General features: G+C 62.2%; 10 protein-coding genes. 4 read left to right on the top strand and 6 right to left on the bottom strand.

Going from position 1 to position 13,863, the window contains the following annotated elements:
• Window positions 1-62: 62 nt before the first annotated feature.
• A complete protein-coding gene (topA, locus tag P12x_RS06665) occupies window positions 63-2,717 on the bottom strand; it encodes a type I DNA topoisomerase (RefSeq protein WP_435010106.1) in 2,655 nt (884 codons plus the stop codon).
• 244 nt (window positions 2,718-2,961) lie between these two features.
• On the opposite strand from topA, the gene P12x_RS06660 reads away from it, so the two are divergent.
• The gene (locus P12x_RS06660) at window positions 2,962-4,857 is read left to right on the top strand and encodes a hypothetical protein (protein WP_435010105.1); all 1,896 of its coding nucleotides are present in this window, start codon (window positions 2,962-2,964) and stop codon (window positions 4,855-4,857) included.
• Window positions 4,858-4,874: 17 nt separating this feature from the next.
• Here P12x_RS06660 and P12x_RS06655 read toward each other — a convergent pair whose 3' ends face one another.
• From P12x_RS06655 to P12x_RS06645, 3 genes are all read right to left on the bottom strand, one after another.
• Window positions 4,875-5,387 carry a hypothetical protein gene (locus P12x_RS06655; RefSeq protein WP_435010104.1) on the bottom strand — a complete coding sequence of 171 codons (513 nt, stop codon included), beginning with the start codon at window positions 5,385-5,387 and terminating at the stop codon, window positions 4,875-4,877.
• Between the two features lie 407 nt (window positions 5,388-5,794).
• Window positions 5,795-6,406, bottom strand: a complete 612-nt coding sequence (locus P12x_RS06650; RefSeq protein ID WP_435010103.1) for a hypothetical protein — start codon at window positions 6,404-6,406, stop codon at window positions 5,795-5,797.
• A 24-nt stretch (window positions 6,407-6,430) separates the two neighbouring features.
• Window positions 6,431-6,964, bottom strand: coding sequence for a hypothetical protein (locus tag P12x_RS06645; protein ID WP_435010102.1), 534 nt, complete (start codon window positions 6,962-6,964; stop codon window positions 6,431-6,433).
• Between the two features lie 267 nt (window positions 6,965-7,231).
• Here P12x_RS06645 and der point away from each other — a divergent pair, with 267 nt between their 5' ends.
• The gene (der, locus tag P12x_RS06640) at window positions 7,232-8,734 is read left to right on the top strand and encodes a ribosome biogenesis GTPase Der (protein ID WP_435010101.1); all 1,503 of its coding nucleotides are present in this window, start codon (window positions 7,232-7,234) and stop codon (window positions 8,732-8,734) included.
• 133 nt (window positions 8,735-8,867) lie between these two features.
• Here der and P12x_RS06635 read toward each other — a convergent pair whose 3' ends face one another.
• Window positions 8,868-10,463 carry a thioredoxin domain-containing protein gene (locus tag P12x_RS06635; RefSeq protein ID WP_435010100.1) on the bottom strand — a complete coding sequence of 532 codons (1,596 nt, stop codon included), beginning with the start codon at window positions 10,461-10,463 and terminating at the stop codon, window positions 8,868-8,870.
• A 745-nt stretch (window positions 10,464-11,208) separates the two neighbouring features.
• Complete coding sequence (locus P12x_RS06630; RefSeq protein ID WP_435010099.1) at window positions 11,209-11,823, bottom strand: 3-keto-disaccharide hydrolase; 615 nt, start codon at window positions 11,821-11,823, stop codon at window positions 11,209-11,211.
• 184 nt (window positions 11,824-12,007) lie between these two features.
• On the opposite strand from P12x_RS06630, the gene hpnC reads away from it, so the two are divergent.
• On the top strand, window positions 12,008-12,955 hold the full coding sequence (gene hpnC, locus P12x_RS06625) for a squalene synthase HpnC (RefSeq protein ID WP_435010098.1): 948 nt from the start codon (window positions 12,008-12,010) through the stop codon (window positions 12,953-12,955).
• A complete protein-coding gene (locus P12x_RS06620) occupies window positions 12,952-13,863 on the top strand; it encodes a phytoene/squalene synthase family protein (protein WP_435010097.1) in 912 nt (303 codons plus the stop codon). Before hpnC ends, P12x_RS06620 begins: the two co-directional genes overlap by 4 nt.

The following is a 13,863-nucleotide window of genomic DNA, read 5'->3' as shown; positions in this document are numbered from 1 at the left end:
GGTGACCGACAAACACCCCGCCACTCGGCAAGTCATGGTTGCAAACCCTGCGCCCCGATCTCCTAGACCCCGGTCACGGCCGTGATCTTCTCCATGGTTGCCTCGCCCGGCTCCTTGGTGCCCTTGCATTTGGGATACTTGGCGCATCCCAGGAAATAACCACGTCTTCCCTTTCGAACGGTCATCGGACCGCCGCAATCGTCGCAGACCTCAAGCGGGATGATTGCCTTGAGGTCGGGTCCGGTGGCCGTGGCCGGATTCGCCGCATCACCGAGCTGTTCCTTGAGGTCGTCCGGGATCGGGGCGGTACTCCGGCACTTCGGATAATTCAGGCAGCCGAGAAAAGCTCCACGACGTCCTTGCTTGACTCCCATCGGCCCGCCGCACTTCTCGCATTTGACGTCCACCTTGACCGGAGCGACCGGCTTGCCGGAGTCGTCGACGGGCATGGTGTTTTTGCATTTCGGATAACCGGTGCAACCCAGGAAGGCCCCCCGGGACCCTTGACGCAAGGCCATTGGTTTTCCGCACTTATCGCAGGCGTGCTCGGTCTCGACCACCGAAGGGACCGGCAAGTTGGTGACCGGATCGAGGTTATACGACTCCTTGCAAGTCGGGTAGCCCGAACAGGAGAGGAACGGCCCCCGCTTGCTCTCGCGGAGCATCAGGGGCTTGCCGCACTTGGCGCACTTGTGCTCGGTCTCGACGGCCGCGGGCCGGGCCGACCCGTCCATCGGCCGGGTCGCCTTGCACTCGGGGTACTTGGAGCAACCGAGGAACTGGCCGGTCTTGCTGAACTTGACCACCATCGGGGCACCGCATTCGTTGCAGATCTCCGACGAGGGGACCGACACCTTGGGCATGTTCGCCGTCGCCAGGCGGAGGTCCTCCTGGAACGGGTGGTAGAACTCGTCGAGGACCTTGACCATGTCCACCTTGGCCGTGGCGATCTCGTCGAGTTCGTCCTCCATGTGTGCGGTGAACTTGAAGTCCATGATCTTCGGGAAGTACTCGACCAAAACGTCGGTGACCAGCATCCCGAGGTCGGTCGCGAAGAACCTTCGTTCCTTCTGCTCGACGTAAAGCCGGTCCTGAATCGTTTGGATGATCGGCGCGTAAGTGCTGGGCCTTCCGATGTTTTCCTTCTCCAGCGCCTTGATCAAGGCGGCCTCGGTGAAGCGGGGAGGCGGCTGGGTGAAATGCTGGGTCGGGGCCAGTTCGTGAAGGTCCAATGTCATCCCGACATTCAGGGTCGGCAGGAGTGCGTCCTCCTGCTTCCCGGCCGGGGCGAGCACCTTCCGGTGTCCGTCGAACTTGAGGATCTTCCCCTGGGCCTTGAAGACGCCCTCACCCGCCTCGACGGCCACATTGGTGACCGCGAAGACGGCGGGGGTCATCTGGCTGGCCACGGCCCTCCGGTAGATCAACGAGTAGAGCTTGTACTGGTCGATCGTCAGCTTGCCCCGGATCTGTTCCGGATTGAGGGCCAGGTCGGTCGGCCGGATCGCCTCGTGGGCCTCCTGAGCCTGCTTGCCGGCGGCGTATTTATTAGGCTTGGCGGGCAGGTACCGGTCGCCGTGATCGGCCTGGATTTGTTCGCGGACCCCGGTGACGAAGTCATCCGACATCCGGAGGCTGTCGGTCCTCATATAGGTGATCAGGCCGGTGGGACCATCCCCCCCGACATCGATCCCCTCGTACAGTTCCTGGGCGATCTTCATGGTCCGCTTGCCGGAGAACCGTAGCCGGATCGCGGCCTGTTGCTGGAGCGTGCTGGTTTTGAACGGGGCGTCGGGTTTGTCGAGCTTCTCGACCTCCTCGACCTCGGCCACCCGGAATGTCGACGCGGCCAGCGCGTCTCGGATCGCCCGAGCGTCCTCCTCGACCTTGGCCGAAAACTTCTCCCCCTTCCATGTGGCCAGTTCGGCCGAGAATCGGTCGGATTCTTCCGCCTTGCCGGTCGGAGAGACCGTGGCCGTTATCCGCCAGTATTCCTCGGAGACGAAGGCACGGATCTCCTTCTCACGCTCGGCGATCAGTCGGACGGCGACCGACTGGACCCGCCCTGCGCTGAGGTGTCGGGCGACTTTCTTCCAGAGGAGCGGCGAGAGCTCATAACCCACGAATCGGTCGAGGAATCGACGGGCCTGCTGGGCATTCACCTTATCCATGTCGATCGGGCCGACGTGGTTGAACGCCTCCCGGACGGCCTTCTCCGTGATCTCGTAGAAGAGGACGCGGCGGACCCGGTCGTCGGGAAGCTCGAGCGCCTCCTGGAGATGCCAGGCGATTGCCTCTCCTTCGCGGTCGGGGTCGGTTGCCAGGTAGATGGTTTCGGCCTTGGCGGCCTCCCGCTTCAGCTCGGAGATCGTGTCCTTCTTGGCCGTCATGATCTCATAGGAGGGCGCATAACCCCGGATCACATCGAGTCCGAGCTTGCGCTTGGGAAGATCCCGGACGTGCCCCATGCTCGCCTTGACGACGAATTTCGAGCCGAGGAACTTGTTGATCGACTTGGCCTTCTTAGGGCTCTCGACGATCACCAGACTTCGCCCTTTCACGCGGGCCGGAACCGGTGCTTCTTCCTCGGCGACGGCCTTGGGTTTGGCCTTGGCCGCCTTGGGGGCGGCGGGTTTCTTGGGAGAGGCGGCCCGCTTCTTCGGCGCGGCGGACTCGGTGGTCTCGGGTGAGGTTGTCTTCGAGGACTTTCGGGCCACGTTATCTTCCTATCTTGCTCCGGACAAGCCGCTTCGGTCGACGACCTCGGGCATGCGGTCGGGGCCTTCGGCGAGATCGGAGGATCTCGTTTGCGGTTGTTCTCGGGACGTTTCCTGATACACTACGGATTGGGTCGGTGCTGGGAAGCCCGCGCCCTTCAAATAGCTAGCGTACCGGGGCGTGTCAAGGGGGACCGCTCCAATAGCCCCCCGGCCGAGTCGGCCCCGAAGCTCGAGGAACACCATGCCGTTCGCGGTCTTTCGACAACACCAGCGGAAGTTGCTCGTCGTATTCGCCATCCTGGCCATGATCGGGTTTGTCCTCTCGGATACCCTGAATAGCTGGGCCCGATCGAGCGGGGCAACCGACCGAGACATCCAGGTCGCCGAGCTCTTCGGCAAGAAAATTCACCTGTCCGATCTCGGAGCGGTGAACGAACAGAGGCAAACGGCCAACCGATTCATGGCTTATGCCGGTCGCGACCCGAACTTCTTCGGAGGGACCACCCGCAGCGAGCTGATCGACGCCCTGATCCTCGAACGCGAGGCCGATCGCCTGGGCATCCCCAAGACTTCCGAGTTCGCCCGGAAGTGGATCGACTTGCAGACCTTCGGCGCGATGAATGCCCAACTCTTCGAGGTCATACTCGGGCGGTTCGAAAACAAGATCAGTGGAGAGCAACTCCTGACCGACATCGCCGGACAGGTCCGGATCCTCCTGGCCCGCCAGGAAATCGCGATGCCTGTGGTGACCCCGCTCGATGTCTTTCGAAATTATAGGGATCAGTCCGAGCGAGCTTCGTTCAAGACCGTCCCATTCCTGGTCAATTCGTTCGTCGACAAGGTTGGCGAGCCGACCGACACCGAGGTCCGCGAACTCTACGAGAAGTACAAGGATGTGCTGCCCAGCCCGAACAGCCCGACCCCCGGATTCAAGATCCCCCGGAAGATCAAGGTCGAGTCGCTCCTGATCGACTCCAATGCCATCGCCAAACAGATCCGGGAGAAGCTTCCCGAGGAGGAACTGAAGTCGCTCTACGAGTCGCGTAAGACCGAGTTCCCCCTCGACCGCGAACTTCCCCCCGACCTTTTCCTGGGCGAGCCCAACCTCACCCCGCCCCAGTATGTCCCGTTCTCCGAGGTCCGCGAGACTCTGGCCAGCTCGCTCGCCCGCGAGAAGGCGAATGAGGAAGTCCTGGACACCTTCGCCAAAATCCGCGAGGAATTCGTCGACGAGTTCGCCGACAAATATCAGTCGGTCATTGACGACATCAATGACGCCAAGAAGGAAGGACGCTCGACGGAGGACTACACGCTGCCCAAGCCCGAGGATCTGGCCGGGGTGGCCAAGAAGTATAACCTGGTCCACGAGATCAGCCCGCTGCTCGATCGAGCCGAGGCCGATCAATACGGCCGGATCTCTCTCGCTCGGGCCGGTTCCGGACGATCGTTCGACGCCAAGAATTTCGCGGCCGTCGCCTTCGACCCGAAGACTTCACTCTACGAAGGCTTCGAGTTGAGCGACATCGTGGGTGATCGTTACCTCGCTCGGAAGATCGAAGACAATCCCGCCCACGTCGCCCCGCTCGACGAGGTCCGGAATGAAGTCGTCCAGGCCTGGAAGGTCGAGAAGGCTCGTCCCCTGGCCCGCAAGGCGGCCGAGGAATATGCCGCCAAGCTCAAGGAGTCCGGAGGCCAAATCAAGGACCTGACGGTCGACGGCCGACCCGTCATCTCGATCGCCTCGACCACCAAGTACAAACCGGGGATGCCGATCCCCTCGCAGTTCCCCGGTCAGTCGAGCTTCCAGAGAGGCCCGGCCACCTTGACCGAACTCCGAGAGATCCCGAACGCCGGCGAGCCACTGGTGGACACCCTTTTCGGCCTCAAGCCGGGCGAGGTCGTCGTTCAACCCGACCAGCCAGAAACGACCTATTACGCGATGACCCTTGAGAAGCGCGATCCGGTTAGTTTCGAGTCGCTGATGGGTCCGAACGGGTCGATGGCATCGTACTGGAGCGAGACCCAGTACGAGATCATGCGTAAGAGTTATTCCGAAGGGATGACTCGACTCCGGGAGCAGGCCGGTTACAAGCCGGAGGACTTCCCGACCGAGGAACGCACCGACTCGGAAGGCTGATCGTCCTCTCGGCCTCGTCACTCGCCGGGCATCGCCCGTCGAAAGACGTACAGGTCATGCCCTTCGCCGGCCCGAACGTGAGTGGGCCGGCGTCGGGTGGGGACTCCCAGCCGTTCCGGCAAGGCGAGCGGATTGAGCGAGAACGAAAGCTCGTTCGGCTCTATCTCGAAGACTCCGATTGCCCAACCCGCGTCGAGTCGCAGGTCAATGCCTCGTCCGGTCTCGATCTTGCCGGCTCGTCTGGTTGGCTGGATGAAATAAGTTCCCTGGGTGTCGATCCCGCCGATCATCTGTCGGAAAACCACCGACTTTCCGCGAAACTCGATCCGGCAATGAGATACCTCCGGCCCTTCGGCCTTGAGATTCTCGCCCGATTGGATCCGGGTGGCGACCCATTGTCCGTCGAACTGGTCGCGATACTCGCGAATCTCGGCTGTCTCATGGGCCTGAGATCGGCCCCAGGACACCAGGATCACAACACCGGTCGCGAGGATCGAGACCGCGGCCCATCGATGCTTAGCCAAGCTCATTTACCGGCCTCCTTGCCGACTGCGGATCTCGACATGATCCGATCGCGGGCATACTAGCCGAGCGGTGTGTCGAGGTCGAGCCGGATTGAAGCCGCTTCGACTCGACCCATCGGATCCCACGGGGCTCGGGCTTATCGAGGGATAAGACTCGACCTCGAGATGAGTGAATCTGGTGCGGTGGCCACTGGCTCTGATAATGCTTCGTCGTTCTGCGGCCAGGCGTCGAGGTTCCGGCTCGATCAGACGGTGATCGCCGATCGGGACGCGGCTCGATGAGGTCCGGCCCGACCTTCAATCCCTGGACCTTGAGCCAACACGAATGAGCGACGCCAGAATCGCCTTTTTGACCATTATCGCAATCAAGACGGTCGGTTCGGATTCCGGTTGGAGCTTCGGCCCTTCCATCATCAGAAGCTCCCGCTGAGGACGATCAGGAAGATCCAGGCGATCGGCCAAGTGTAAAGCAGGACCAGCGCTGCGTGATGCGTCCAGGAAGGGGGCTGAGTTGCCGTCTTCTGTTGACGAGGGAGCACCAGCAATAATCCGATCGCCGCCAGGAACTGGAGTAATCCGGCCAGAGCCCAAGGCGTGTCCAACGAACGGGCGGGGACCACGAAGAACGTAAACGCGATCCAATACGCGCCGATGAGCAGCCAGGAAAGTTCGGCCCTGGTAAAGCGGGAAGGCTCCGAACCGGCCCGGATCGAGTGCGAGCGGCCGACCGGAGTTTCGGGCATTTCCTTGGATGAGATCAGCCTTCCCGGACGCTTTGGCCGTCGGGATCGATCGGATTCCGAGGGAATTCCCCGACGATCGAGCAGAAGAACGATCGGACCGCTCATCGCCATCCCGAGCCAGAGGAATTCGAGCCCCAACGCCACACCCGGGACGCCGGACAAGGGCCGGGACCGAGGCCAGAACGACCGGGCCAGGAGAGCCGCCAACCCGTAACCAACAACCAGACCGATGAGGTCGTGGAGTCGGAGTCCTCGAGTCGTTGGCTGTTCGGGAGTTGTCATCGTCGGGGGCCCTCGGTCCTTCCATCAACCCACCAGCACCAATCCGGCTCCGCACTGGATCGGCCAGGCGACCGTCAGGAGGAAGCCGAGACGATCCGTCCATGGAGTCGGTTCATCGACCACTCGGCGAGCTGGATCGGCCTGGAGACACTTCCTAGCAATGACCATAACAGCGACGAGGACCACCACCGTTAGACCGAAAGTCAGGATCCAGACGTACGCAAGGTCCACCCTTCCGGTTAACCGATTACTTTCGGGCTTGCCCGTCCTGACGATAGCTGCCAGGAGCCAGGGAGTGCCCGCCAAGGCCCAGAGATGGTCACCTAACCTGGGAAACCCTGGGGGCTTGGAGAAGAACTTCCGAACCAGGTAGGAGAAAGGTCCCGCCGAAGTAATGGCAAGCCAGCAAAAGAGCGCGGAACCCCAGGCCCAATCCCAGAGATCATCAAACTCGAGGACGGACGACCGGAGGTGGACCAAGGCAACAGCCGCGCCGGTGACCAGCGCCGCACCATCCAGCACCGTAAATCCGCCGTCTGCCCCGGCCCGATCCGACATAGGTAGCCCCCCGCCCCATCAAGGGCTAGCCGCACGGCTACGATTTTCGCAAGGCCCAACGTCCCTGCAAGCCCCAAATACTCTTGCTTGAACGCTTAATCACACCATAAACAAACTTTTCCGGATTGTTACTCCGAAAGGATCGTCTATAATAACAAGAGTGCTGGAGTTGAGGCATAACACTCCAAGCGATCATTCATCCACGATCAAGCTGGCCCCATCCGCGATCTGCCCCGGAGCGGTCACGGACAAGGACGCGAGACGGTAATGGCACTCCCCAAGGTCGTGATCGTCGGCAGGCCGAACGTCGGCAAGTCGTCCCTCTTCAACTGGATCGTCGGGCGAAGGATCGCGATCGTCGATGATATGTCGGGGGTGACCCGGGACCGCGTCGGCAGCCTGGCCCAAGCCGGCGACGAGGACGATCCTCGCTTCTTCGAACTGGTCGACACCGGCGGGATCGGGATGGTTGATCGCGATGACCTCTCCGACGACGTGGACCGTCAGATCGAGACGGCAATCAACGAAGCCGACGTCATCTTATTTGTGGTCGATGTCCGAGATGGGGTAATGCCCCTCGACGAGGAAGTCGCCTCGCGACTCCGATATATCCAGAAGACCCCCGTCTTACTGGTCATCAACAAGAGCGACACGCCCGAGATGGATTCTCGGGGCGGGGAGTTCTACAAGCTCGGACGCGGGAAGCCGGTCTACATCTCGACGCAGCAGAATCGCAACAAGAAACAACTACTCAAGATGATCGCCGAGCGACTCCCCGACGTCTTCACGGCGAAGCCCTCCGATGAGGTGATGAAGATCGCGGTCGTTGGCCGCCCGAACACTGGCAAGTCAACTTTCATCAATACCCTCGCCCATGCCGAGCGGATGATCGTTTCCGAACGTCCTGGGACGACCCGAGATTCGGTCGATGTCCGGTTCGAGCTCGATGGCCTGCCGTTCGTCGCGATCGACACGGCGGGTGTCAAGCGTAAGGCAAAGATCAAGGACAGCCTGGATTTTTACTCGATCCACCGGGCCGAACGATCGATCCGCCGGGCGGACGTCGTCCTCTTGTTCCTCGATCCCACCCAGGGCATCTCACGGCTCGACAAGCAGATGGCGGACTACATCGCCAAGCAATACAAGCCGTGCATCTTCACGGTGAACAAATGGGACCTGATGGTCAACAACGAGGACGTTGACGCCCCCGGGATGGGCCGATTCGCCACGATGGTCCAGCATGCCTTCCGGAACATGGCGTACATGCCTTTGGCCTTCATCACGGCGGCGACCGGCCGGAATGTCAAGGCACTCCTGAATCTCTCGCAATCGATGTACAAGCAGGCGGGGCAGCGGGTGGGCACCGGGACGCTCAATCGGATTCTCCGAGAAGCCGTCGAGGCCCACTCGCCTCCGGGACGAGACAATCGGATTCCTCGCATCTATTACGCGACTCAGGTGGGATCGGCCCCGCCGACCATCGTCCTGTTCGTGAACTCACCCTCGCTGTTCGATTCCACCTACCAGCGGTATCTCCTGAACGTCTTCCGCGAGAGGTTGCCCTTCAAGGACGTCCCCATCAAGCTCTATCTCAGAGCACGGACCCAGTCGGATCCGAATGCCCCGAAGGGAGTCGATGAGGATCAGGATCCGACATCGGACCTGGGCTCACGCTCCGAGGGCCGTTGGTATGAGTCCTCCAACAACCCCGTCGGGAGAACGCGGCTCGACCGTGAAGTCAACGAGTTGCTCACGGAACTGGAGCAGTGAACCTAAGCGAACCGAACGTATCGTGATGTTTCTCCCTAAGTTGCATCGCAGTTGTGCATTCGGATATCAAGACGCAGAAAGGCCCATCAACGTCCGTGGACGTTGATGGGCCTTGTTTCAGTTGAGCCGCAATTCACCGACGACTTCTCGAAGATCCGACCAGATCCGGCAAGGCCTGACGGGCGGGCTTCCAGCCGGCAGCGGATCGAGGAGATCCGGCCGGGGCGGTTGGTTCGGTCCTGGAGAGTTCCGATCGTGTCCGCTCAAAGGCTCGATCTTCGGCGGAGGGTTCCATCTCGAGTTCCGTGGTCACCGGCGCTCCCGGATCGATGGAATTGTCGAGGTTCGCGGCGAGATCTGGCCGGACCGACGATCGAGGCTGCCTGGGGGGAGCCGTCCGGTTCTCGCCCGCCTGCCAGGCCTTGGCTCCCGAGGTAACCGCGGCATTACGAGCGTCCCGACTCGCCACCATGTCAAACGGCGGAAGCGTGATGGCGTCGGCGGCCGGGACCGGCTCCCTGAGGGGAGAATTCTGCGCCCGAACGTAGGTTTCGGAGGAACCCCTGGATCGGGCCCGTGACCGGTCCGACGCCAACATGGTCCCGCCCTGGTCGCCGCCCCGCTTGTAGAGGGCCATGAGCTGGTTGCGGTCGAGCAGTCGGTGGATGGCGTCGGGGACGGCATAGAGGCCGACCTTTTCGTTCGGATCGGCGAAGTCGCAGACGCCCGCAACATAGCCATCGGTCGTGTAGAGACCGCCGCCCGATCGACCTTCCATGGGCTGGTGAGCACATTTCATCGTGGCGAAGCCTTGCTTGGTCGAACTGTTGCTCATCCCGACCCTAGGGTCGAGGATCGTCGTATCCCAGGCGGTGGCATCACGACCGTGCGAGCAGCCCACCGAGAACATCTTCATTCCCTGTTGCGGCTGCCAGTCGGGAGGGACTACGCGCGATGCCGCCAGGACTCGACCGGGCCTGATCCGGATCAGACCGACGTCGTTGTTGAAATCATAGTCGATGGCCTCTCCGGGAATATCCTTCTCCGAGCACCGAATCATTGCCGGTCGGGCGCTGACGAACTGGCCATCGAAGAGGTCGACCGAAATGGGTACGCGGAAGTTCTTCGGAGAGGGCTGTTGTCGTCCCTTGATCCGGAAGATGTGGGCACAGGTCAGGATGATCGATTCTTCGGCCGTGCTATGGATGATCGTCCCGGAACCGAATCCCCACTCCGAGTCGGAGAGATGCATCTTGATCCGAACCACGGTCTCCCAGGGCTTGGGATTGATCAGCGGAGTGCCGGGTTGTGACTCGGCTTCGGAGACTTCCTCCGGTGATTGATCCTGGAGCCTCGAGGGTGCACCCTCCGGTTCCTCCTCCTCGGAGGCGGAGATTGCCGATGGGGCCCGGGTCTTGGTCTCGTTGTAGAAGGTGGCCAGCTGCACCGCAGGCATGGCCCCGGAGGCACGGTTCAGGACCTTCCCGTTCGCATCAACGATGACAAACGTAGGAACGGCCGTCACCTTGTATCGTTCGCTCAGCTCGGGCGACCGGTCGATGTCGATGGATTTGACCGGATAACCCTTGCGGACGAGTTTTTCGACTTCCGGACGCATCTGGCGGCAGGGGCTGCACCAGGACGCGTGGAAGTCCAGGAGCACGGGCTCGCCCGAGTTCTCGGCGGCCGCGGTGACGATCAGGGCGATCAGCAGAGGCGCGATGGTCATGCCGCACGGACTCCTTTCCCGCAGGACGACCCGAATCGCGACCCATACCCGGGGGCGGATTCGTGCCGGTCGCGATGGCCCCGGGGCGGGGATGCCATCGTGGTCCGGGCCATTCGACGCGGAGGGATCGACCCGAGCGGAATCCCCGACGCCAATGGTGTCGGAGAAGACCGAACCGGGGCCAGGTCCGACCGTGCGGACGCTCGCGCCGAGAGAAGTTGGAGGTGGATCGTTAGGTGAGCGGCTGACCGGGATGGTCCCCCGGCCCTTCCCTGGGCGGGCCTCGCATCGAAGGCCCCTCGGCCCGTCGTCTTGACGGACCGGGTCCCGAGCGGCGGGCCAAGAGACTTCCGATGAGTTCCCCAATCAAGGGGCTCATCGGGTCGCCGACCCGCTTTCGGTATCGCGTCGATTGCGACTTCCCTGTCGATGAACGGGCTCGACCATCCAGTCGGCCCGGTTCCGCGAACGGAGGGGATCGCGATCACCGCGGTTGGCCCCTTTTACTAGGAGTAGACGTGCAGTACCAGATCACTTATCGGGATTCTCTCCCGCGGACTTGGGACTTTCTCGGAAACTCCCAGGAATCGGCCTGACGACAATGAGGCTCGAATCGGTCAATTGGATCACGCGGAGAAGAAACGCCTCCGCGACGCCCCCGGATCCTGCACCATCAAAAACGCCCGCCGTGACCCGGAATGGTCCCGGCGGGCGTCGTTGATGGATGAGTCGCGTTCCGACTCGATCAGTCGAGAGTCTTGATTTCGACGTCCTTCACCTGGATTTCGGTCGGCTTGCCGACGTGGAGCTGGAAGGCGATGATCCCGCTCTTGTCGAATTTGGGGTCGGTCACGTCATTGACGACCGTGCCATTGAGCGAGATCGTCACGTGGTCCCCCTTCGCGGTGATCACGAATTCGTTGTAGGCCCCCTCTCGGACCAGGGCTGCCGCCTTTTCCTTGGGGTACTGGTCGAGAATCCCCCGGCCTCGCTCCTCATAAAGCAGGCCCCAGTAGCCCGGAGCAACGTCGGCCTGAGGACCCGAGACCACACCATCGGGCTTACGGACGCTCCGGAACTGGATCCCCGAATTGTTCCCCTTGAACTTGATCTTGGCCTTCAGGACGAAGTCGCCATAAGCCTTGTCGGTGGCCAGGAACTCGTTCTTCTGAAGATCGCCCTTGGTCCGGCCGACGATCACGCCGTCCTCGACCTTGAACAGTGACTTGTCTTCGGGGGTGACCCAGCCGGTCAGGTCCTTGCCATTAAAGAGGGGTTTGAATCCCTCCTCGGCAGCCATCGAGGCGGTGCTGACGGCCAGCGCCAGTACGGCGGCCAATCGGATGGCATTTCGATTCATCGGTCGTTCTCCGTGAGCGTCGAGGGTTGTCGATTTCGAACCGCCGATTGTGCGCGAGGGGTCCGGAGGGGTCAACCGGCGTGTTGTCTGGCGAAACGCATGCCGGTTGGGTTAGAATCGCCCGACCCGGGGCCTGGTCGGAGATCGGGAAGGATGCCCGGGCTCATCGAAAGAAGGCCCGCCCATGCCGTTCCTGGATGAACTCCGTCGCTACGGGCCCGAGGCCGAGGGTCGAGACCCGGTCGGGATCGACGACGCACTGGCCTACTGCGCCCGGCTCACTTCGAGCCACTACGAAAACTTCAGCGTGGTCACCTGGCTCACGCCAAAGCCGCTCCGTCCCGCTTTCCGGAGCATTTACGCCTTCTGCCGGTGGTCCGACGACCTCGGGGACGAGGTGGGCGATCCCGCCCGATCGCTCGAACTCCTCTCCTGGTGGCGTGGCGAACTCGAAGCCATGTACCAGGGGCAAGCCCGACACCCGGTCATGGTCGCCCTTCGGCAAACGGTCGAGGAATTCGAGATCCCGATCACACCGTTCGAGGCCCTGATCTCGGCCTTCGAGCAGGATCAGCGCGTTTCCGAATACGAGACGTTCGATCAGCTCCTCGACTATTGCACGCGATCGGCCGACCCTGTGGGACACTTGGTCCTCTACCTGGCACGATCGTTCAGCGAGGAGAATGCCCGGCTATCCGACCTGACCTGTACCGGGCTACAGCTTGCCAATTTCTGGCAAGACGTGGCTCGTGACCTGAAGATCGGGCGGATCTACCTGCCTCGTGAGGATCGCCTCCGCTTCGGTTACGGTGATGACGATCTCCACCACCTCCGCTTCACGCCCGCCTTCAAGGCATTGCTCCGCGAGCAGGTCAGACGGGCCCGCGAGCGACTCGTGGCGGGCCGGACTCTCATCGGGAGAATGCCCCGGGAACTGGGCGTGGACGTCGACCTGTTTTCTCGAGGAGGCATGGCGATCCTCGACCGGATCGAGGCTCAGGGATACGACGTCCTTGCCTCGAGGCCGGAAGTCAGCAAGCTGGCGAAGGTCGGCCTCCTCCTCCGCGTCTTCTTGTCCAGATCTCCGAAAAACCGGAGAACGGTCCGGGTCCTGGCGGGGCGAGCCTCATGAATGATCTCCGCGCCAGCTATGACTTCTGCGCCCGACTCTCCCGGCAGGAGGCCCGGAACTTCTATTACAGCTTCCTGGTCCTCCCCCCGGCGCGCAGGAGGGCGATGTGCGCCCTCTATGCGTTCTTCCGGAGGACCGATGATCTTGCCGATCTCCCTGGCCTGTCCAGTGAGAAGGCGATAGCGATCGACGCCTGGCGCAGGAGCCTGGACGACGCGCTGGATGGTCGGGACGAACCCTGGCCGGGCATGCCTGCCCTGGTCGACACGGTTCGGACCCACTCGATCCCTCGCCGGTATCTGCACGAGGTCATCGACGGGGTCGCGATGGACGTCGAGCCTCGGCCGTTCGTCACGTTCGAGGAACTCTATCAATACTGCTACCGAGTGGCCTCGGCAGTCGGGCTGAGCTGCCTCCACATCTGGGGGTTCCACTCCGAGGGGGGCAAGGCCGAATCCCTGGCCGAGGCCTGCGGCGTGGCGCTCCAACTCACCAACATCGTCCGCGATGTCCGAGAGGATGCCCTTCAGGGTCGCGTCTACCTCCCCCAGGAAGACCTTCGAAGATTCGGTGTCGAACCTTCGGAACTGGCCGCTCCTCGGGCGACAGGACGGGTTCGTGCTCTCCTGGAGTTTCAAGGAGGTCGGGCCGCCGAGTATTATTCGAAGTCGGAGCCGCTGGCCTCGATGGTCGCACCGGTCGGTCGACCGGTCCTCCGAGCGATCGTGGGAATCTATCGGTCACTCCTGGACGAGATCATTCGAAGGGACTACGACGTCCTCTCGGGTCGAGTCACGCTGCCAGCTTATCAGAAACTCGCGATCACGCTGGTCTCGATGGGATCACGCTTCGCCCGACCACTCCCCGAACCCGGGCCATTCCTCGCGGAGTCCCGCAGTTGCGGATGA

The sequence above is a fragment of the Tundrisphaera lichenicola genome, assembly GCF_051175385.1.
GTDB classification, from domain to species: domain Bacteria; phylum Planctomycetota; class Planctomycetia; order Isosphaerales; family Isosphaeraceae; genus Tundrisphaera; species Tundrisphaera lichenicola.
The sequence above is the reverse complement of the archived record's forward strand: the minus strand, read 5'-3'. Positions and strand labels throughout refer to the sequence as shown.

Coding starts and splice junctions, on each gene's coding strand:
- P12x_RS06660 (WP_435010105.1), top strand. CDS start 2,962: ATGCCGTTCGCGGTCTTTCGACAACACCAGCGGAAGTTGCTCGTCGTA.
- P12x_RS06655 (WP_435010104.1), bottom strand. CDS start 5,387: ATGAGCTTGGCTAAGCATCGATGGGCCGCGGTCTCGATCCTCGCGACC.
- P12x_RS06650 (WP_435010103.1), bottom strand. CDS start 6,406: ATGACAACTCCCGAACAGCCAACGACTCGAGGACTCCGACTCCACGAC.
- P12x_RS06645 (WP_435010102.1), bottom strand. CDS start 6,964: ATGTCGGATCGGGCCGGGGCAGACGGCGGATTTACGGTGCTGGATGGT.
- der (WP_435010101.1), top strand. CDS start 7,232: ATGGCACTCCCCAAGGTCGTGATCGTCGGCAGGCCGAACGTCGGCAAG.
- P12x_RS06635 (WP_435010100.1), bottom strand. CDS start 10,463: ATGACCATCGCGCCTCTGCTGATCGCCCTGATCGTCACCGCGGCCGCC.
- P12x_RS06630 (WP_435010099.1), bottom strand. CDS start 11,823: ATGAATCGAAATGCCATCCGATTGGCCGCCGTACTGGCGCTGGCCGTC.
- hpnC (WP_435010098.1), top strand. CDS start 12,008: ATGCCGTTCCTGGATGAACTCCGTCGCTACGGGCCCGAGGCCGAGGGT.
- P12x_RS06620 (WP_435010097.1), top strand. CDS start 12,952: ATGAATGATCTCCGCGCCAGCTATGACTTCTGCGCCCGACTCTCCCGG.